The organism is Prosthecobacter sp. (assembly GCF_044226605.1).
Taxonomy (GTDB): domain Bacteria; phylum Verrucomicrobiota; class Verrucomicrobiia; order Verrucomicrobiales; family Verrucomicrobiaceae; genus Prosthecobacter.
This window is the reverse complement of sequence record NZ_JBGAGS010000008.1, coordinates 247,987-268,857: the sequence shown is the minus strand read 5'-3', so window position 1 is coordinate 268,857 and position 20,871 is coordinate 247,987. Positions and strand designations below refer to the sequence as shown.

Annotated in this window: 10 protein-coding genes; 9 read left to right on the top strand and 1 reads right to left on the bottom strand. The window is 61.1% G+C overall.

Translation table 11 applies throughout. The features are described from left to right. Position 1 precedes the first annotated feature (1 nt). Positions 2-910 (bottom strand): alpha/beta hydrolase fold domain-containing protein, encoded by a 909-nt coding sequence (locus tag ACILSO_RS13070; protein ID WP_395737860.1) that lies wholly within the window; start codon positions 908-910, stop codon positions 2-4. A gap of 119 nt (positions 911-1,029) precedes the next feature. Here ACILSO_RS13070 and ACILSO_RS13065 point away from each other — a divergent pair, with 119 nt between their 5' ends. The 9 genes from ACILSO_RS13065 to ACILSO_RS13025 all read left to right on the top strand — a co-directional run bounded on the left by ACILSO_RS13065 (position 1,030) and on the right by ACILSO_RS13025 (position 20,851). Continuing rightward, positions 1,030-2,583: a sialate O-acetylesterase gene (locus tag ACILSO_RS13065; RefSeq protein WP_395737859.1), complete on the top strand. Its 1,554-nt coding sequence runs from the start codon at positions 1,030-1,032 to the stop codon at positions 2,581-2,583. Between the two features lie 79 nt (positions 2,584-2,662). Continuing rightward, positions 2,663-4,174, top strand: coding sequence for a sulfatase (locus ACILSO_RS13060; RefSeq protein ID WP_395737858.1), 1,512 nt, complete (start codon positions 2,663-2,665; stop codon positions 4,172-4,174). Continuing rightward, a complete protein-coding gene (locus tag ACILSO_RS13055; protein ID WP_395737857.1) occupies positions 4,171-8,910 on the top strand; it encodes a sulfatase-like hydrolase/transferase in 4,740 nt (1,579 codons plus the stop codon). The genes ACILSO_RS13060 and ACILSO_RS13055 overlap by 4 nt, the downstream gene beginning before the upstream one ends. Positions 8,911-8,932: 22 nt before the next feature. Then, positions 8,933-10,567 carry a hypothetical protein gene (locus ACILSO_RS13050; RefSeq protein WP_395737856.1) on the top strand — a complete coding sequence of 545 codons (1,635 nt, stop codon included), beginning with the start codon at positions 8,933-8,935 and terminating at the stop codon, positions 10,565-10,567. Positions 10,568-10,611: 44 nt separating this feature from the next. Further along, a complete protein-coding gene (locus ACILSO_RS13045; RefSeq protein WP_395737855.1) occupies positions 10,612-12,312 on the top strand; it encodes an FAD-dependent oxidoreductase in 1,701 nt (566 codons plus the stop codon). A gap of 236 nt (positions 12,313-12,548) precedes the next feature. Then, positions 12,549-14,096, top strand: a complete 1,548-nt coding sequence (locus ACILSO_RS13040) for a pyridoxal-phosphate dependent enzyme (RefSeq protein ID WP_395737854.1) — start codon at positions 12,549-12,551, stop codon at positions 14,094-14,096. A gap of 247 nt (positions 14,097-14,343) precedes the next feature. After that, on the top strand, positions 14,344-17,796 hold the full coding sequence (locus tag ACILSO_RS13035) for an FAD-dependent oxidoreductase (protein WP_395737853.1): 3,453 nt from the start codon (positions 14,344-14,346) through the stop codon (positions 17,794-17,796). Then, positions 17,793-19,022 (top strand): hypothetical protein, encoded by a 1,230-nt coding sequence (locus ACILSO_RS13030; RefSeq protein ID WP_395737852.1) that lies wholly within the window; start codon positions 17,793-17,795, stop codon positions 19,020-19,022. Before ACILSO_RS13035 ends, ACILSO_RS13030 begins: the two co-directional genes overlap by 4 nt. Beyond that, complete coding sequence (locus ACILSO_RS13025) at positions 19,019-20,851, top strand: FAD-dependent oxidoreductase (protein WP_395737851.1); 1,833 nt, start codon at positions 19,019-19,021, stop codon at positions 20,849-20,851. Before ACILSO_RS13030 ends, ACILSO_RS13025 begins: the two co-directional genes overlap by 4 nt. The last annotated feature ends 20 nt before the right edge of the window (positions 20,852-20,871 follow it).

Below are 20,871 nucleotides of genomic sequence, written 5' to 3'. Positions count from 1 at the left end.
GCTATTTCTTGAGTCCGCGCAGATAGACATCAAACCACTCCGCAAACTGGGCGTAGTCCGGCTGGCGATCCGTCCAGCCGTGGGCTGCGCCTGGTTTCACCACCAGTTGCGCGGTCGCACCTGCCTCCTTCGCCTTGGCCACAAAGGTCTCGGACTGCTGGATCGGCACCAGAAAATCCTGGTCGCCGTGAATGATGAAAGTCGGCGGCAGTTTGGCGGTCACGTAGTAAATCGGCGAGACCTCCCTGCCCAGACGCTGGCGGCCCTCCGGAGTGTCGGCTTCCGCACCGAAGGCACCTTTGTAATTTTTCAGGGTGCCCACTCCCACCGCATCCTCGCCCGGCTTGCCGTAGTTGAGAAAATCCGTTGGCGGATACAGGCAGGCCACTGCCTGGATGGCACTGCTCTCGCGGTCGATCGCATCCTTCGCCTGCGGATCTCCCGGCCCGCCATGCACCGCCATCGTCAGCGAGAGGTGACCGCCGGCGCTGCCACCGCTGATGCCGAGTTTGTCCGGGTTCACGTTAAACTTGGCCGCATTGTGCCGGATGAACCTCACAGCGCGGTGGATGTCTTGCGTGATCTCGGGAATGATGAACTTGGGCTGGCAGGCATGGCGGACCGAAAAGACGGTGTAGCCACGCTCCAGAAAGGGAGCATAGAACGGCGGTGTGTTTGCCGAATAGCCTGAAACCCATCCACCGCTCACCATGTACACAATGCCATACCCGTTTGGCTTCTCGGGTGTGATCACATCCAGTGTCAGCGCAAAACCAAACTTGCGGCCATAGACCACATCATTCTGCCGTGTGTGCGTCGGAATGACCACGGCCGGTGCCTTGGTTTCGGCATGGAGGGAGACGCTGGCAAGCAGCAGAAGGCAGGTGAAAAGGCGGAGGGCGGATTTCATGAAGATACCACATACGCCGCCGGACCACGCATGCTGGCAGGGCAGGTGCAGCTTCTGGCTGGTCAGCCGCTTTTACCAGAAACATGCCGCGGCCATTCACGTCATCATCCCGCAACACCATGAAGACTCCCACCGTCATCGCATCGTTGCTCCTGTCTGCCTCTTCTCTCCTGGGTGGCGTGCGCCTGCCCGCCGTCATTTCGGACCACATGGTTTTTCAGGCCGGCAAACCAGCCTCCCTCTGGGGCTGGGCGGATGCAGGTGAAGAAATCTCCATCGGATTCGCAGGCCAGAAAAAAACCACGAAGGCAGACGAAAGAGGCGCCTGGCATCTGCGCCTAGATTCTCTCGCGCCGAGCGCAAGCCCGGCCGATCTGCACATCAACGACAAGATCGTCAAAGACGTGCTCGTTGGCGAAGTGTGGCTGGGGTCCGGCCAGTCAAACATGGAGATGCGCATCAAGGACAAGATGCATGGCCTTGTGGATAATGCGGATGCAGAAATGGCGGCGGCAAAGCATCCTGAGATCCGTGTGTTTGTGCATGATGCACCGTTTGAAATCTACCAGCTGCCAGTGCCCGATGACAAACCCGCCAGCGACCGCCCCGGCTCCTGGCGCGTGTGTTCACCCGAGACCGTCGGCGACTTTTCGGCCATGGGTTATTTCTTCGCACGCGATCTCCTCGCGGAGCTCAAGCAGCCCGTCGGCATTCTCACCTCAGCCGTCGGTGGCACACCCATCGAGGCGTGGACCAGCGTCTCCGCGCAGCAGGCCGTGCCGGAATTTCAGCCGCTTCTCGAAGACTGGAAGAAGCGCTTGGAAGGTTTTGATCCCGCGGGCGCTGAGAAGAAGTTTCTCGAAGACAAAGCCGCCTGGCTGAAGGTTCGTGCCGCCGCTTTGAAAGCCAGGCAGGCAGCACCGAAGGCGCCGCTGCCCTTCAAGAACATCGCCGTGATGAAGCCCGGCGGTTTGTTCAGCAGCATGATCGCACCGCTGGTCCCTTACACCATTCGCGGTGTCATCTGGTATCAGGGCGAGCGCAATGCCGCCGGTCCCTTCAGTCCTTTGTATGGCACTCAGCTCCGCACGCTCATCGCTGACTGGCGTGCGCACTGGCACGATGAATTTCATTTTGCCTATGTGCAGCTTCCTTGTGTCAAAGGCGTGCAGAAACTTCCCACCGAGCCGAAGGGCTGGGGCGTGGCCGTGCGCGATGGCCAGCGCCGCGTGCTCAGCGTGCCGCACACCAGCATGGCCATCACCATGGATCTCGGTGGTGAGGTGAACGGCCACCCCACCAACAAGTCAGACTACGCCGGGCGCCTTTCCACCATCGTGCTGCATGACGTGTATCAAAAAGCGATCGCGCTGCCCACCGGCCCGTTGTTCAAAACGGCAGCCGTCGATGGCGGCAGGATGACTCTCTCCTTCGATTATGCGGATGGCTTGAAAGCAAAAGCAGGCGATCTCGAAGGCTTCGCCATTGCCGGTGCCGATGGTAAATTCGTCTGGGCGAGTGCCAAAATTGCAGACGGCAAGGTCATCGTCTGGAATGACAAAGTCGCCGAACCCAAGGCGGTGCATTACAGCTTTGCCGGAATGCCAAAGGGCAATCTCGTCAATGCCGCCAATCTGCCCGCCTCGCCGTTTCGTACGGACGAATGGCAGTAAAGTGCATCTGCCTGAGCGGTATTTTGTGGCGAGAGAGATGGAGGAACTTCGTTAAAGGGCCGGCCCTTTTTACCCCCTTATGAAATGCCTTTGTTTGATTCTGCTCCTGCTCATGCTGATTCCGGCAAGGAGCGCCCCCCTCGCACGAAAGCCCGACGTCCTCGTCATCCTGGTGGACCAGTGGAGTCCGCGCTACCTGAGCTGGGAAAATCCGCAGGTGCGCACGCCGCATTTGGACAAAATCGCCGCTGAAGGCATGGTCTTCGACCGCTGCTACACCACATCACCTGTGTGCATGCCTGCGCGCGTCTCTTTGCTTACCGGCTTGTATCCGCACAATGGCGGCCACGGCATCTGGGGCAATGCGCTGAATTATTTCACGCCACCGGAAGAGGCCACGATGTTTCGCGACATTCAGTCAGTCGGCTACACCACCGCGCAAATCGGGAAGACCCACTGGACCTCCGGGCCCAGTGTGCGGGAAGGGTTTACGAAGATCGAGGACTACCATCGCGCCCTCGGCCTTGACTATGTCTTTGATGTCTCCGGCCCGGTGGATTCCGTCACCGAGCGCAACCCCTACGCCGAGTATCTGCGCAAGCTCGGCCTGATCGAGCAAGTGGCTGAAGAAATGCACGACCGCTATGTGAAATGGGAGTTTCAGCCGAAGGCCAGCCTCGTGCCTCCGGAGCATTACCACGATGTGTTTGTGAGCCGCGAAGCCGCCGGCTTCGTTAGCAAGCAGCCTGCGGACAAGCCGCTCTGCGTGGTGCTCAGCCTGCATTCGCCCCATCCGCCGCTCGATGCGCCCGGCGAATATGCCACCATGTATGAAGTTGGAAAACTCACGCTGCCCCCGAACGTGCCGGAGAGCTTTCGCCGCGAGATGCGCACCATCGGCCATCCCGAAACACGCGAGATGCTGGCCAACTACCTCGGCAAAATTTCGCTCGCGGACGACTGCATCGGCCGCGTGGTCGAGTCTTTTCAAAAGCGCGGCACCTGGGACCACACGCTGGTCTGCTTCACCGCGGATCACGGCGAAATGATGGGAGCCCATGGCATGATCACGAAAGGCCGCATGTATGAGGAGTCCGCCCGTGTGCCGCTGGTGGTTCGCTGGCCGGGGCAGGTGAAGGCCGGGCATTCCAAGGCACCCGTGCAGATGTTTGATGTTTACCCCACCATCGTCGAAGCCATCGGCGGCACCGTTTCGCCACGCCGGCAGGCCGTCTCCCTGCTGCCCGTGGCCTCAGGTAAAAAAGAAACCGTGCGCAAGCTGGCCATCAGCGAGATCGGCACCCGCGCTCCGCTGAACATTATGGCCACGGATGGCCGCTGGAAATGGTGGGTGGAGGAAAAAGGAGAGTTCCTTTTCGACCTCGACACAGATGCCCATGAGATGACCAACCTCGCTTCCGATCCCGCCCATCTCACCCGGCTGAACCAGATGCGCGAAGGCATGCTGCTGCACCTCCGCTCCACGCAGACCAATCTCTCCGAAGGCTACAAGTCCAAAGTGCAAAGGATGCGCGAAGCCGAAGGGAAACCCGCCAGGGGCAAAAAGAAAGCAGCCGAAAAACTCCCATGAAACCGCTTCTTCAAAGTCTCGTCCTTCTTCTGCTTTCGCTGACCCTGCTCCAGGCAGGCGAGCAGCCGAACTTCATCGTCATCAATATCGACGACCTCGGCTACGCAGACATCGGCCCCTTCGGCTCAAAGCTCAACCGCACTCCCAATCTCGACCGCATGGCCGCCGAGGGGCGGAAGCTCACGTGCTTTTACGCGGCGCCGGTGTGTTCACCATCACGCGCGGCGCTTATGACCGGCTGCTACCCGAAGCGAGCGCTTCCGATCGGCGGCGTGCTGTTTCCGGTTTCTGCCACCGGCCTGAACCCGCAGGAGGTCACCGTGGCGGAAATCCTCAAGGACGCTGGCTATGCCACCGCATGCATCGGCAAATGGCACCTTGGAGATCAGCCCGAGTTTCTGCCAACGCGGCAGGGCTTCGACTACTACCTCGGTATTCCCTATTCCAACGACATGGGGCCTCCCGAAGACGGATCAAAAAGCAGTCTCGGTGACAAACGGCGTGAGCCGAAGACCGGAAACGCCCCAAAGGATGATGAGGTCGGCATTCACGATGGCGCACGCCAGCCGCCCCTTCCGCTGCTGGAGAATGACAAGGTCATCGCGCGAATGAGAGAGGACGAGCAGCAGGGCATCGTGCAGCGCTACACCGAAGCCGCCGTGAAATTCATCCAGGAGAACAAGGCAAAGCCCTTCTTCCTCTACCTGCCCCACACCGCCGTGCATGGCCCGCTCTATCCCGGCAAGGCCTTCGCGGGCAGATCACCTCACGGACATTATCACGACTGGGTGGAAGAGGTGGATTGGGCCGTCGGTCAGGTGCTCGATGCCCTGCGTGAGCTGAAGCTCGAGCAAAAAACATTCGTGCTCTTCACCTCCGACAATGGCGGCACACAGCACTCAGACAATACTCCTCTGCGTGGCTTCAAGACCACCACCTGGGAGGGCGGCATGCGTGTGCCAACCATCGCCTGGTGGCCGGGAAAAATTCCCGCAGGCACGAGCTGCGATGAGATCACCGGCATGTTCGATGTTCTGCCCACTCTGGCGAAACTGGCAGGCGGCAAATTGCCTGCAGATCGAAAGATCGACGGTGCTGATATCTGGCCTCTCTTCGCAGGTACTTCGGGCGCCGAATCCCCGCATGAAGCCTTCTATTACTATCGCGGCATGAAGCTCGAAGGCGTTCGCTCCGGCCCCTGGAAACTCAGGCTGGCCTCCGCTGCTGATGGTGCACCCAAAACAAAGGCGGGTGAAAACCAGCTCTACCATCTGGCATCCGACATCAGCGAATCGAAGAACGTGGCGGCTGCGCATCCCGAAGAGATGAAGCGCCTTCTCGCCCTCGTGGACGCCGCAAAAGATGATCTCGGCCTCAACGAGGCAGGCCCCGGCGTACGCCCTCTCGGCCGCGTTGAAAATCCCCAGCCCATCTTGAACAAAGAGGACCAGGTCCGCGATAGTTTCGTGAATGCGCTTGGCAAGAAAACAGGATCACCCGCAAAGAGCGCTCAGCAGCTCAATGTGCTCTTCATCATGGCGGATGATCTGCGTGCGGAAATTGGCTGCTACGGCGCAAAGCATATCCATTCGCCAAACATCGACAAACTCGCGGCAAGCGGCACCCTCTTTGAGCGTGCCTACTGCCAGGTCTCCGTCTGCAATCCTTCACGCTCCAGCCTGCTTGGCGGTGTGCGCCCGGACACCACCGGCGTTCTCGACAACCAGCACTTCCTCCGCCCGCAGCTGCCGGACATCGTCACACTGCCTCAGCACTTCAAAAACAACGGATGGCAGTCCGTCTCGCTCGGCAAAATATTCCATCACAGCGAGCGCGAGCCTGGCGATGATCCGCTGTCCTGGAGCGAGCCGTCCTGGTACCATGGCGTGCCAGACCCGGGATGGTTTGTGAAAGAGACGCAGGACAAGCTGAAGGCCATCAAAAAACTTCCTCCGGACAAGCGGCCCAAGCTCGTGCGCGGCCCTCCCTTCGAAGCCGCCGATGAACCGGATGAAGTTTACGGCGACGCCATGACGGCGGCCAAGGCCATCGAAACGTTGCAACGGCTGAAAGAAGAGAAAAAACCCTTCTTCCTCGGCGTCGGCTTTCACAAGCCCCATCTGCCCTTCAACTGCCCGCAGAAGTATTGGGACATGTATCCCGCCGACACCATCAAACTGCCGGACAACTACAAGGTGAATGCAGATGTGCCCGCTCAGGCATTGCACAACTGGTATGAACTCCGCTCCTACGGCACTGTGCCGCCCGCAGGCGGCATCCCCGACGAAATGGCGCTCAATCTCATCCGCGGCTACCGTGCCTGCACGACTTTCGTCGATGCACAAATCGGCCGCGTGCTTGGCGAACTCGACCGCCTCGGCCTGCGCGAAAACACCGTAGTCGTGCTTCTCGGTGACCACGGCTACCACCTCGGCGAAAACAACGTCTTCACCAAGATGACCAACTTTGAGCTGTGCACGCGCGCGCCTCTCATTGTCAGCGCGCCTGGGCACAAGCCTGGCCAGCGCACGAAGGCACTGGTGGAGTTTGTGGACATCTATCCCACCCTTTCCGAACTTTGCGGCCTCGGGCAGCCCTCGCACCTCGAAGGCACCAGCTTCGTCCCTCTGCTCGCCGATCCAGCGCAGAAGGGCAAACGCGCCGCTTTCAGCCAGTACCTCCGTCCCGGTAAAGAAAAATTCATGGGCCGCTCTGTCCGCACCGACCGCTGGCGCTACACCGAATGGACCAACGAAAAAGATGAAATCGTCGGCACCGAACTCTACGACGAACGCACCGATCCGCAGGAGAATCACAATCTCGTCAAAGACCCCGCAAACGCCAAAACGCTCGAGGCTATGGCGAAGCAATTGCACGAGGGAGCGAAGCGCAAGGCATCGGCGGTGAAGAAAGCCGAAGCCCCGAAGTCAACGTCGGCAGCACTTGAGCCCAACGGCGATCTGAAGATCGGAAGCTTGGATGGCAGTGGCATCCAGGCCCGCGGAGACGATGCACCTAAAAGCACCGGCACCCTGCAGTCTCCCGCATTCAAACTGGAGCGCTCATACATCAATTACCTGGTCGCTGGCGCACGCGATCTGCCATCACGGCTTGGCGTCGAATTGATCATCGATGGCAAAGTCGTGCGTGCCGCGGGCGCCACTGAGATCAAAGATCCCACAAAGTCCATGCTCTGGCGCACCTGGGACGTGAGCGATCTCAAGGGCAAGACCGCACAGATCCGCGTGAATGATCAATCCATCCAGGGCAGCATCGCCGTGGACAGCTTCGCTCAAAGCGACACCGCCAAAGGCTTGCCCGTGGATGCGAGCATTCTCGGTTACGAATCCTTGCGTCCCCAGTATCATTACACCACGCTCACTGGCTGGCTCAATGATGCCAATGGCCTCGTCTATGACCAGGGCGTGTGGCATCTGTTTCATCAGCACCGTCCTCCGGACCGCAGCGGCATCACCTGGGGCCACGCGAAGAGCAATGATCTCCTCCACTGGCAGCGCCTCCCGGAGGCCATTCAGATCGATGATGGAAATGGTGTCGCCGCCTCAGGCTCCGGCATGGTGGACTGGAAGGATCATTCCGGCCTGCAGCGTGGCGAGCACCCGCCTCTTCTGTTCTTTTATTCCGAGCATTCTCATGCCCCCGCTGAAGACCGCATCAATCAGTGCCTGGCCTTTAGCAATGACGCCGGCAAAACTTTCGAATTCTACGAGGGCAATCCTCTCCTCGTCACACCAGCCACCAAAGACCGCGATCCCAAAGTGTTTTACCACGGGCCGAGCCAGGCCTGGATCATGGCACTGTCTCTCTCTCGCGATAACAAGGACCGCGAGCACGCTACCTATGGCATCTTCCGTTCACCTGATTTAAAATCATGGAAACTCATCCAGGAACTCGGCCCCGGCTCCTGGTTCTGGGAGTGCCCGGACATGTATCCTCTCAATGTGGATGGCGACCCGGCCCGCACGAAGTGGATCTTCCAAAAAGGCAGTGGCGACTACATCGTGGGCACCTTTGACGGCCACAAGTTCACCGCCGAAACTGATCCCATCCGCACCAACTGGGGGGGCAACTTCTACGGCGCGCAAAGTTTCAATGATGCACCCAATGGCCGCCGCGTCCATCTTGGCTGGATGAGCACCGGCAAGGACGGTCCCAAAAGCTGGCCCGGCATGCCCTTCAATCAGCAGATGAGCTTCCCTCGCGAACTCACGCTCCGCACCACACCCGAAGGCCCTCGCCTTTTCAGTGAGCCTGTGGATGAGATTTCCCAGCTTTACAAAAAGACACGCGAGGTGAAGCCGCGTCCTCTAAGTCCCGGCGAAAACGCGCTCGAAGGCATTTCCGGCGACCTGCTGGACATCGAACTCGAAGTCGAACTGCAAAGCGCCCAGCAGATCACCTTCAATCTCCGTGGCGATCCCATCTTCTACGACGTGAAAGAGCAGCGTCTCAGAATCACCGGGCGCGATCGCGAGTTCGCCATGCTTTCGCTCAAGCCCCAGAACGGCAAACTCATCCTGCGCATATTGCTGGATATCACCAGCATCGAACTCTTTGGCAATCACGGCGAAGTCAATCACGCCCGCGACTTCTTCCCCAATCCCTCCAATCACACCCTCTCCCTCACCGTCAAAGGTGGTCCCGCACAGGTGAGCAAGCTCATCGTCCACGAATTGAAATCCATCTGGCCGGCTGCACCCTCAAACAACCCGTGAGCCGCTTCACATTTACCGCCCAATGAATCAGTCAGGAACCACGCGCCGTCACTTCATCAAAACCGCCGCCACTCTGCCATGGCTCGCGCGCGCGGCCGACTCATCGCGCACTCCGCCGCGCGTGCTTTACAGCAACGACACCACCAACATCAGCTCCTGCATCAGCCCCTTCCACAAGGAGCGAGAGCCCTTCCGCAAAGAAATGCTCGAAGCCACTGTGGACGAAGTCGCAGGCCTCGTGGACGCGCACCTTCTGCAGCCCGGGCTTGGCATGGTGCCCATGTGGCCCAGCAAAGTCCTTCCACTTGCAGAGCACTACGCCTGGATCAAGCAGCGCTACGGCCAGAAGCCCGATCCCTTCGGGCAGTTCGTTCTCAATGGCGGCGACATCGTTCAGACCTTCATTGATCGCTGCCATCAGCGCCAGCAGGCCGCCTTCATCTCCTTCCGCATGAACGATGCGCACCACAAGGAGTTCGCCGATCCCAAGCCCGGCGACAAACCCGGCGGCAGCATCGGCATGAGCGTGACAAGACATTACGTCGAGCACCCTGAATACCGCATCATACCAGGATCTCTGCGCGGAGCCGACCTGGTGCAAAACTGGGCCATCCCCGAGGTGCGCGCGCAAAAATTCGCCCTCATCCGCGAACTCTGCGAAAACTACGATCTCGACGGCCTTGAGCTCGATTTCCTCCGCTTCTACAGCTACTTCCGCGTTGAAGAAACACCGCTCGATCAGCGCCGCGCCATCATGACCGGCTTCGTTTCCGAGGTCCGTGCTCTGCTTGATCAAACCGCCCGCAATGGCAAACACCGCTTGCTCTGCGCCCGCGTGCCCTGCCATCTTCCCGCGCTCGATGTCCTCGGCCTCGACCTGAAAGCCCTCGTCGCAGCCGGCCTCGACATGGTCAATGCCTCCGAGCACTACTTCACCACCCAGCAGCACGACCTAGCCGCCATCCGCGCGCAGACACAGGGCGCCACGCTCTATTTTGAGCTCTGCCACACTATCTGGAAAGGCGACAAGCTCCTGAAAGGTTACGATGTCTTCCCCTTCCGCCGCGCCACACGCGAGCACCTGCACACCTCCGCGCACCTCGCCTATGCACGCGGTGCGGATGGCATCAGCCTCTTCAATTTCGCCTACTACCGCCAGCACGGCCAGGGCGAGGGCCGAGGCGTTTTCGGCGAGCCTCCATTCGAGGCGCTCAAAGCTCTGCGCGATCCAAAGACGCTCGCGCAAGAACCGCAGCACTGGTTCATCGCCCAGGGTTGGCGCGCTCCCGGCATGAAGCCCCTGCCGGTACCGCGTAAAATCGAAGCTGGCAAAGCCGCCAAGTTCAATTTCGATCTCGCCGCGCCTTCGGGCGGTTGGAAACAAGGCGCGCGCGTTCGGATCCAGGCAGACAAATCACTCGGCGCAGGAGAATGGACAGCCACTTTCAATGGAGAGGCAATATCTCCGACCAGCGATGTCTCCGAGCCCTTCGCTGTGCCCTATCCTTCCATGCTCGCCAAGCCGGACGAACTCCGCGCCTGGCTCATTCCTGCGAAGCTTTTGCATGAAGGTAAAAACAGCCTCGAAGTCACGCTGAAGTCCGGTGAGCCGCTCGCAGTCATCTTCGTCGATCTCGCCACTGGTCAGGCTTCTTGACCAGCAAGGAGCGCGCCGCTCCTGCGTCTGGTTTCAGACAACCCATGAAGCCTTTCCTCTTAGCTCTTGCTCTTTGCTCATCTCTGGCCACCGCCGCCGTGGTGGAGTCAGACGTCTGCGTGTATGGCGGCACCAGCGGCGGCGTGGCTGCCGCCGTGCAGGCCGCTCGCATGGGCAAAACAGTGGTCATTGCCGAGCCTGGCAAACACCTCGGCGGCATGACCAGCGGCGGTCTCAGCGCCGTGGACATTGGCGATCCCCGCTCCGTCGGCGGCATCGCACGTGAATACTTCACGAAGCTCGCCGCCACCGTGGGCGTCACCCTCGCCTGGGACAAAGCTTTTGAAAGCAAAGGCGGCGGTCCCGCCACGGGTGGTGCTTATGCCATCGAGCCGCACAAGGCCGAGCAGGTCTTTAATGACATGGCCCGCGCTGCTGATGTGAAGGTGCATCTCAAAGCTCGTCTCGCCTCCGTCAAAAAAGACGGCGCTCACATCACCGAGTTCACCACCGAGGACGGCACCTCCTTCCGCGCCAAAGTCTTCATCGACACCACCTACGAAGGCGATCTCATGGCCAAGGCCGGCGTGTCCTACACCCTCATGCGCGAGGGGAATGCCAGGTATGGCGAGACCTACAATGGCATCCATTACGTGGAAAGATTCATGCCGCACACTCATTACGAGCAGCCTGGAGAAACAGGGCGTCTCAAAGGCGGCCAGGGCGTGTGGGATCGCGATTTCCCGCTCGATCCCTACGTGGTGAAGGGCGACCCAAAGAGCGGACTTCTTCCCCTCATCCAGGCCGGCGATCCAGGCACCCCTGGCGAGCCCGCCCCCGGCGTGCAGGCCTACTGCTACCGCCTCTGCCTCACCACCAATCCGGCCAACATGATTCCCATCACGCCGCCGTCTGACTACGATCCGAAGCGCTACGAGATTGTCGTTCGCTTCATCGAGGCATGCATTGCCAATGGCGATGCCATGGACCTCCGCTGGTTCTCCAAGCACGATGCCCTGCCCAATGACAAGTGGGACTTCAACACCGCCACCTTCGGCGGCAATCTCCCCGGTGCCTCCCACGCATGGCCCGAGGCCTCCTATGCCCAGCGCGAGAAGATCGGAAAAGAGCATGAAAACTACCATCGCGGCCTCCTCCACTTCCTCGCCACCGATCCACGCGTGCCGGAGCGTGTGCGCAAAGACATGCAGCGCTTCGGCCTGCCCAAGGATGAATTCACCGACAACGGCGGCTGGCCCCACCAGATCTACGTCCGCGAGGCCCGCCGCATGGTCAGCGACCTCGTTCTGACCGAGCACCACACCTTCGGACGCACCATCGCACCGCACCCCATGAGCCTTGGCAGTTATGGCACAGACACGCATGAAATCCGCCGCATTGTCAAAGACGGCGTCGTCACCCGCGAAGGCAAAACCGCAGGGGGCCGCGATGGCGCACCACCCTACGGCATCGGCTACGCATCCATCGTCCCAAAGCAAACCGAGTGCGACAATCTCCTCGTCACCTTCGCCCTCAGCGCCAGCCACACCGCCTTCAGCAGCATCCGCATGGAGCCCGTCCTCATGTGCACCAGCCAAAGCGCCGCCACCGCCGCCTCCCTCGCCATCGACGACAAACTCCCCGTTCAGCAGGTCGATTACACCAAGCTCAAAACTCGCCTCGAACTAGACGGCCAGATCCTCGAGTGGAAACATTCCGCCCCCAAGAAGAAAGCCGCTCACTGATGTCCTGAAGTACGACAGACACTCCTTGTCTGTCGTTCAGCACTCCCCAACTCCCCACAGGCCCGCGCATCAGCCAAGCTTTGGCTGAATAATCTTCTCAAGCTCCAAAGACATCGACCAATCCAGTGCCGTATTGTAGTACCGGCTTTAGCCGGAATCCGGCTCTGTAAACCAAGCCGTCCAATCACCAAAACCTCTTGCCGTCCCACCCCCGGCGCGGATGTATCACGCCACGAATGGAACGCGAAAACCTCCCTCTCGACCGCCGCCTGCGCCAGGAAATCCTCTTTGCCCGCGAGCGCGTGTACCGCTTCGGCCAGCCCACGCCCATCGAGCGCCTCATCCTCCCCGGCTCCGAGCCCGCTCCTGAAATCTGGGTCAAACGCGAAGACCTCTCCCCGGTGAAATGCTACAAATGGCGCGGCGCCTGCAATGCCATGACCGAGCTCACCCCGCAGCAGCGCGCGCAGGGCGTCGTCACTGCCTCCGCTGGCAATCACGCTCAGGGCGTCGCCCTCGCCGCAAAAACCCTCGGCATCCAGGCCCGCATCTACATGCCGCGCTCCACGCCCAAAGTGAAGCAAAATGCCGTGCTCCACCACGGCGGCGAATTCGTCCGCATCATGCTCGCAGGCGACAGCTACGATGAAGCCGTCACCGCCGCTCGCGAAGACGAACGCAGCAGCGGCGCGACTTACGTGCACGCTTACGATGATCTCAAAGTCATGGCAGGGCAGGGGACCCTTGCCGACGAAGTCGTGCTCTCCGGCCACGGCCCCTTCGATGCCGCCTATCTCCAAATCGGCGGCGGCGGCATGGCCTCCGCCGTCTCCTGCTGGCTTAAAACCTACTGGCCAAACATGGAAGCCGTCGGCGTCGAAGGCACCGGCCAAGCCTCCATGAAAGCCGCACTCGCTGCCGAAAAGCCAGTCGAACTCCACGACCTCGACATCTTCTGCGACGGCACCGCCGTTCGCAAAGCCGGCACGCTTCCCTTCGGCATCTGCCAGCAGAGCATCGATCGCGTGGAGACCATCACCAATGCCGAAGTCAGCGCCGCCATTCGCGTTCTGTGGGAGACCCTGCGCTGCGTCTCCGAGCCATCAGGTGCCATGGGCCTTGCCGCCGTGTTGAAAAACCGCGCCGCACTCGCCGGCAAAAAAGTACTCATCGTCATCACCGGCGCCAACATCGACTTCCTCCAGCTCGGCCTCATCGCCCAGTCCGAAGGCTCCGGCAATACCGCCTCACGCGCCCTCCGCGTCTGCATCCCCGAGCGCCCCGGTGCCATGCTCGCCCTGCTGGATTCCTGCTTCGAAGGTCTCAACATCGCCGACTTCCAGTACGGCCTGCATCGCGCCGACGAAGCCTGGCCCGTCTTCACCGTCACTGCCGAAAACGCCGAAAAGCTCGCCGCTCTCCCCGCACGACTCGAAGCCGGCGGCTATCGCTGGGAAGACCTCACCGGCGCAGTCGATGTCGCCTTCCGCGCCATCCCGCTCCGCGGCGATCTCCTCACCCATCCCCTCTTCCTGCGCCTCGATTTCTACGAGCGCTCCGGCGCTCTGCACGACTTCCTCTCCCGCCTCATCCGCGATCGCGCCAGCCTCTGCTACTTCAACTACCGCCAGTCCGGCGAACGCATCGGCCGTGCCCTCATCGGCCTCGATTTCCACACCGCCGAATCCCGCGCCACCTTCCTCACCGATCTCCCCGAACACGGCGAAGGCTACCGCTCCTGCAAACCCGTCGACGATGCCGTCATGGGCCGCATGACCGCATAATGCCTTTAATAAGGAGGCAATAAATCGATGGCGGCAAACGCGATTCTCCCTCTCCCCGCCCCTAGCTCACCAACAAGGGGCAAAATTATCTCCGGGGAACCTTAGCGCATCGGAGATAGACGAAGTCAAAGGTGTAGGGTGAGTGGTAAGCCATTCGCCCTCGCCAGCATGCGCCGCCCCCAGCGCGTCCCCCCATGGTCCACTAAATTGACCAGCAACAACCAAATCCGTCCATCGTCTTCAACGCATGCGCCTCCCGACCACCGCCGCACTCGCACTGCTCGCCTTTTCATCTCTCCACGCCGCTGCCCAACCACCCATACTCGACCTCTCCCAAGACACCGCACGCCAAGTCATCATCGCCCAAGGCACCGCAGAAGAGTACCAAGGCCACCCCACCACTCTCCTCCTGCCAGACGGCAAGACCATGCTCTGTGTCTGGACCCACGGCCACGGCGGTGGTTGCGGCCCCATGAAGCGCAGCGAAGACGGCGGCAAAACTTGGAGCGCTCTTCAGCCCATCCCAGAAAACTGGCAGCAGGTCAAAAACTGCCCCGCCCTCTACCGCCTTACCGATCCCCAGGGCACCGCGCGCCTCTTCGTCTTCGCCGGCCAGGGCACCGATGGCACTATGCAGCAATCCGTCTCCACCGATGACGGCCGCACATGGTCCCCCATGCAAAGCAATGGCCTCGTCACCGTCATGCCCTTCTGCACCATCATGCCAGTGGACGGCGGCAAAAAACTCATCGGCCTCTCCAACATCCGCCGCCCCGGCGAAGCCAAAGACAAAAAATCCAACGTCGTCACCCAAAGCGAATCCACCGACGGCGGCCTCACCTGGAGTCCCTGGCGAATCCTCGTCGATCTCGGCGACCTCAAGCCCTGCGAGCCCGAAGTCGTCCGCTCACCCGATGGCAAACAACTCCTCTGCCTCATCCGCGAAAACATCCGCACTGAGCCCGCCCACTTCATCACCAGCGACGACGAAGGCAAAACTTGGTCCGCAGTAAAATCTCTGCCACCCGGCCTGCATGGCGATCGCCACAAAGCCGTCTATGCCCCCGATGGCCGCCTCGTCATCTGCTTCCGCGACACCGGCTCCAAGAGCCCCACCAAAAATCATTTCGTCGCCTGGGTCGGGCATTACGAAGACATCACCAGCGGTCGCGATGGCGAATACAAAATCAAACTCCTGCACAGCCACAAAGGCAGCGACTGCGGCTACCCTGGCCTTGAACTCTTGCCCGATGGAACCATCGTCGCCACCACCTACATCAAATATCGCCCCGGCCCGGAACAGAACTCCGTCATCAGCACCCGCTTCACTCTCGCCGAGACCGACAAACTCGAAAAATCCACCGCTGCACCCGCTGCTGCCAGCAAAGCCGCCGGCCTCGTGCTCGATGACACAGAAGCCACCTTCACCGGCAAGTGGGCCACTAGCGACAAGCTCCCCTCACTCATCGGCTCAACCTATCGCACCGCTGAGCGCAAAGCTCCCGCCACAGCCACCTTCACGCCCCTCATCCCAGAAACAGGCCGCTACGAAGTCCGCCTGCTCTACACCGCCGCCAGCAATCGCGCACGCAATGCTCACATCACCATCGGCTCCAAATCGCTCACCTTAAATCAGCGCGAACCCTGCATGGAAGACGGCATTCCACGCGCACTCGGCATCTTCGACCTCGAAAAAGGATCCACCACCATCACCATCTCAAACACGGACGCCGATGGCTTCGTCGCCGTCGATGGCCTGCAACTCCTCCCCGAAGCCGAAGCCACCGCCGAGCGCAACACCCGCACATTCACCGGATTCCCAGCCCAGGAAAAAACATCCTCAGCTCCGGTGAAAATCCCCCCGCCAATGCTCCTCAAGAGCGCCGCACAACCTCAGGACATAAACGGCAAATCCTACGATCTCGTTGTTATCGGCGGCACCCCCGGCGGCATCACCTGCGCCGTGCGTGCCGCGCGCGAAGGCCTCAGCGTGCTCCTCGTCAATCACACCCAGCACCTCGGCGGCTTCAGCACCAGCGGCGCAGGCGGGTGGGAGGCCCCGTATGATGGCCTGCGGTCGCCGCTCTATGACGAAATCCTGCGCGGTGCCAGCGACTACTACCGCAAAACCTACGGCGAGAATTCTCCCCAGCACATCCTCTCCATGCCCAGCGCCACCAGCCGCGCTCACATCGACCGCCCCAAGATCGAACCCCGCATCGCCGAGCTTCTCTTCAATCAGATGGTCGAGCGTGAAAAATCACTCACCGTCCTCCTAGGCCACGTCGTCACAAAGACCACTCGCGAAGGCCGCCTCCTAAAATCCGCTACCCTTCAGCCCATCCACGGCGGCAGCGAAATCACCGTCAGCGCCAGCATCTTCGCCGACGGCATGTATGAAGGCGATCTCCTCGCCGCCGTAGGCGTGAAAACTCAGATCGGCCGCGAGTCACGCACCCAATACAACGAACCCCACGCAGGCGTCATCTATTCCGAAGAGCGCCACAAAGACCCCGGCCAGCGCGGCTTCCCCAAAGCGGCAGACGAAGGCACTCTCAACATCCGCTACAACAGCCACGCCACCGCCGGCATCGTCGAAGGCCCAAACAGCGGCGAGGCCGACGCCTCCGTCATGGCCTACAACTACCGCCTCATCCTCACTCGCGATCCGGCCAACCGCATCCTGCTTCCCAAGCCCGCGAACTACGATCCCGCCATCGCCAAAGCCGCAGGCGGCGGTGGCTTTGTCCCCAATCTCCCCAATCAAAAAGTCGCCTGGAACGGCGGTCGCCTCATCGGCCCGCAAAACGAATATCCCGCCGCCGACTGGCCCACTCGCGAGGCCATTTCAAAACGCTACCTCGAAGGCATGCTCATGCGCCTTTGGTGGGCACAAAACGATCCCGCCGCATCAGACGCAGACCGCAAACAGTTCACCGGCTACGGCCTCGCCGCCGATGAGTTCCCCGACAACGACCACGTCCCCTACGAGATCTACGTCCGCGAAGCCCGCCGCCTCGTGGGCCGCTATGTTTTCAAAGAGCAGGACAACGTCATCGCCTCCGGCATCTCCCGCACCCCCATTCACAGTGACAGCATCGCCATCACCGACTGGCCGGTCGATTCCGTTGCCTGCCTCCCGCGCAAAACACCCGGCGGCAACATGGACGGCATCTTGTTCCTCGGCGAAGAATCACGTCCCGCCCAGGTGCCCTATCGCAGCCTGCTCCCGCAGGAACTCGACAACGTCCTCGTCCCCGTGCCCCTCTCCGCATCCCACGTCGGCTGGGGTTCCATCCGTCTCGAACCCGTCTGGATGCAAACCGGCGAATCCGCCGCCTTCGCCGCTGCCCTTGCCATCAAAAACAAAACCACACCCGCTGCCCTCGATCCCGACCAGCTCATCCGCAAGCTCGCCTCCAGCCACGTCATGATCACCTTCTTCAGCGACGTCGATGTCACCTCCGACGATCCCCGCATCGTCGCCGCTCAATACTTCGGCACCAAAGGCTTCTTCGACAGCTACAATGCGCGCCTCGATGCTCCTCTTACCACCGCCGTGCGCACTGCCTGGGAGCACCCCAGCGATCCCGCACAGACCGCCATTGCAGTCCACGCCGCCGAGACACAAAACTCTCCCGCCACCGATCAAACTCGCGGCACCTTCTTGCTCAAACTCTGGCAGCAGCTCAAACCATGAAGCCCCTCCTTCTCATCCTTTCGTTATTGGTCTCGCTCGTCCACGCGGATGACGGCCGCTTGCTGAACCTGATAGTCCCACCTTCCGGCACTGATCGCTTCCAGCACGCCGAATTCTCCTGCTGGCTCCCAGATCCCGCACAGCCAGTCAAAGCCGTCATCATCCACCAGCACGGCTGCACCAATGCCTCTCCCGACAAACACCCCCCCGTCACTCAGGACTTCCACTGGCGCGCCCTCGCCCGCCAGCACAACTGCGCCCTCCTCGCACCCATATATCACGTCGCCGGGGGCTGCGATGAATGGAACGACCCCGATAGCGGCTCCGAACGCGCCCTGCTCTCCGCCTTGGCTGAGTTCGCTCAAACCTCCGCCCGCCCCGAACTCAAAGACGCACCTTGGCTCCTCTGGGGCCACTCCGGCGGTTCCAGTTGGTCCGCGCAGATGATTGTCCGCCATCCCGGTCGCGTCCTCGCAGCCTCCTTCCGCGGCGGCTGTCACAAGCAGTTCGGAGATCCCGCCTTCCGCGCCAAATTCGCCCCCGCCGCACACAAGCTGCCCCTCCTCTTCGTCTGGGGAAAACGCGAGACCGTCCCCACTTCCAGCCACTTCGTTTCCTGGGAACCCATGAACACCATGTTCCGCGAACTGCGCTCCCAGGGCGCCACCGTCGGTCGTCTCATCGACCCACTTTCAGAACACGGCTGCGATGACTCCCGCCTCGTCATCATCCCCTTCTTCGCTGCCGTGCTTCAGTCAAAAATCCCCGGCACTCTTGTGGACACCACCTCCCTCCAGGACCGCGAACTCAACGACTCAAACCTCCACGATCCCACCCTCGCCTGGCTCCCCAATGCAGACCTCGCCAAACTCTGGCGCGAATTTTCCGAGCACGGCACCCTCCATCCATCCCATCCCCAACTCCCCGCTCCCACACTCACCGCCACGCGCGATGCCGCCGGGATCATTCAGCTCACCTGCACCCTCACACCTGCCCTCGATGGCGGCCTGCGCACCCTCCGCATCCATCGCGATGGCATGCCCTGGAAAGAACTCGGCGTCAAACCCGGCGCACGCATCGCCACTTCACGCGACGCCCCACCCGAAGGCCTTCGCGCCATCGCCATCAGCGATGACTCCAAAGAACCACACACTTACACCCTCACCTTCCTCGACGTCGCCGGCAATGAATCCCCACCCAGCGCTCCCGCAACCGCGTCAAAATGATGAAAGCCCTTCTCGCCATCCTCCTGCTGGCCGCGTCATCACTCCACGCTGAGCAAGCCGACCTCTGCATCTACGAAGCCACTCCCGGTGGCATCGCCATGGCCGTTCGCGCCGCCCGCGAAGGCCTCAGCGTCGTCCTCGTAAACCACAATGCCCACCTCGGCGGCATCCTCTCCAGCGGCCTCGGCGTGTGGGACACACTCTGGGAAGGCAAACGCTCGCCCATCTACGATGAGGCACGCCAGGCCATCTTCGATCACTACCGCACCACCTACGGCGAAAAATCTCCCCAGTACCGCGACGCCCTCCCCGGCAAAAGCGGTCACTCGAATGGCAAGTTCGAGCCTCATGTCGCAGAGGCCGTTCTCACCCGCCTCGTCACCCAGGAGAAAAACATCACCGTCATCCGCGGCTACTACCCCACCTCCGTCCAACGCGAAGGCTCCGTTCTAAAATCCATCACCATCCGCGAACTCGAAGGCCCCGGCGAAAAACACATCACCGCAAAAATATTCGCTGACTGCAGCTATGAGGGCGATCTCGCTGCCGTCGCCAAAGTCCCATATCGCCTTGGCCGCGAAGCCCGCGCCGAATTCCACGAGCCTCACGCCGGTATCATTTACATGGCAGGCGTCAAAACCGCCCCCACTCCCGAAATCGAACGCGCCGTCAAACTCCACGCATCTCTGAACCTCCGCAAATTCAGCGGCCTTCAGGCCATCAAGGAACCCGAGAGCACTGGCGAGGCCGACGGCAACGTCCAGGCCTTCAACTACCGCACGCCCCTCAGCTCAGATCCCGCCAACCGCCTTCCCGTCGAAAAGCCCGCCGACTACGATCCTGAAAAGCTCAAACTCCTCGAGCACGGCTCCATCGTCGCCCCCATCCCCAATCTCAAACGCGGCTGGAACCGCCCCCAGCTCGTTGGCATCCACACCTCCTACGTCGAGGCCGACTGGCCCGGTCGCCTCAAAGTCATGGACGCCCATTGGAGCGCCACCATGGCCCTCCTCTACTTCCTGCAAAACGATCCCTCCGTCGATCCCGCACGCCAGAAGTCCTGGCGCGACTACGGCCTCGCCAAGGACGAATTCACCGACAACGCCCATCGCCCCTACGAGTTCTACATCCGCGAAGCCCGCCGCATCACCGGCCGCTACATCTTCACCCAGCACGATGCCATGCTTGCTCCCGGCCTCGATCACGCTCCGCTGCACTCGGACAGCATCGCTACCACAGAATGGTATCTCGACACCCACGCCTGCACCCCACGCCACATCCCCGGCGCTTTGGAAGAAGGCAAGATGATGCTCGATGTCGAAACCTTCCCCGGCCAGGTCCCTTACCGCGCCATCCTTCCCCAGGGCATCGACAATCTCCTCGTCCCCGTCTGCCTCTCCTCCACCCACGTCGCCTGGGGCACCATCCGCCTCGAGCCAACCTGGATGAACATCGCCGAATCCGCCGCCCACGCCGCCGCGCTCTCCATCCAGCAAAACATCCCTCCCGCCCAGCTCTCTCCTGACCTGCTTCTGCGCAAGCTCGTCTCACAGCACATCATGGTCAGCTTCTTCAATGACCTCGATGTCTCTTCAGGCGATCCCCGCATCCCCGCCGCCCAATACTTCGCCACCAAAGGCTTTTTTGCAGACTACAACGCCCGACTCGATGAACCTCTCAAAGTTTCCACCCACGCGGCGTGGCTGCAGAAGTTCGATGCACCCATGCAAAGAGCCGCCGCCGTCGCTGCAGCCGAAAAATCGGACTCGCCCTCTTCGGGAAGGACTCGGGGCGAGGTGCTGGCAGAGCTGTTCAAAAATCTGCCCTAAGGTGTCGCTTCCTTAGACCG

Bases quoted from the DNA above. Each gene is read 5' to 3' on its own strand.
- ACILSO_RS13070 (WP_395737860.1), bottom strand. From the start codon at position 910: ATGAAATCCGCCCTCCGCCTTTTCACCTGCCTTCTGCTGCTTGCCAGC.
- ACILSO_RS13065 (WP_395737859.1), top strand. From the start codon at position 1,030: ATGAAGACTCCCACCGTCATCGCATCGTTGCTCCTGTCTGCCTCTTCT.
- ACILSO_RS13060 (WP_395737858.1), top strand. From the start codon at position 2,663: ATGAAATGCCTTTGTTTGATTCTGCTCCTGCTCATGCTGATTCCGGCA.
- ACILSO_RS13055 (WP_395737857.1), top strand. From the start codon at position 4,171: ATGAAACCGCTTCTTCAAAGTCTCGTCCTTCTTCTGCTTTCGCTGACC.
- ACILSO_RS13050 (WP_395737856.1), top strand. From the start codon at position 8,933: ATGAATCAGTCAGGAACCACGCGCCGTCACTTCATCAAAACCGCCGCC.
- ACILSO_RS13045 (WP_395737855.1), top strand. From the start codon at position 10,612: ATGAAGCCTTTCCTCTTAGCTCTTGCTCTTTGCTCATCTCTGGCCACC.
- ACILSO_RS13040 (WP_395737854.1), top strand. From the start codon at position 12,549: ATGGAACGCGAAAACCTCCCTCTCGACCGCCGCCTGCGCCAGGAAATC.
- ACILSO_RS13035 (WP_395737853.1), top strand. From the start codon at position 14,344: ATGCGCCTCCCGACCACCGCCGCACTCGCACTGCTCGCCTTTTCATCT.
- ACILSO_RS13030 (WP_395737852.1), top strand. From the start codon at position 17,793: ATGAAGCCCCTCCTTCTCATCCTTTCGTTATTGGTCTCGCTCGTCCAC.
- ACILSO_RS13025 (WP_395737851.1), top strand. From the start codon at position 19,019: ATGATGAAAGCCCTTCTCGCCATCCTCCTGCTGGCCGCGTCATCACTC.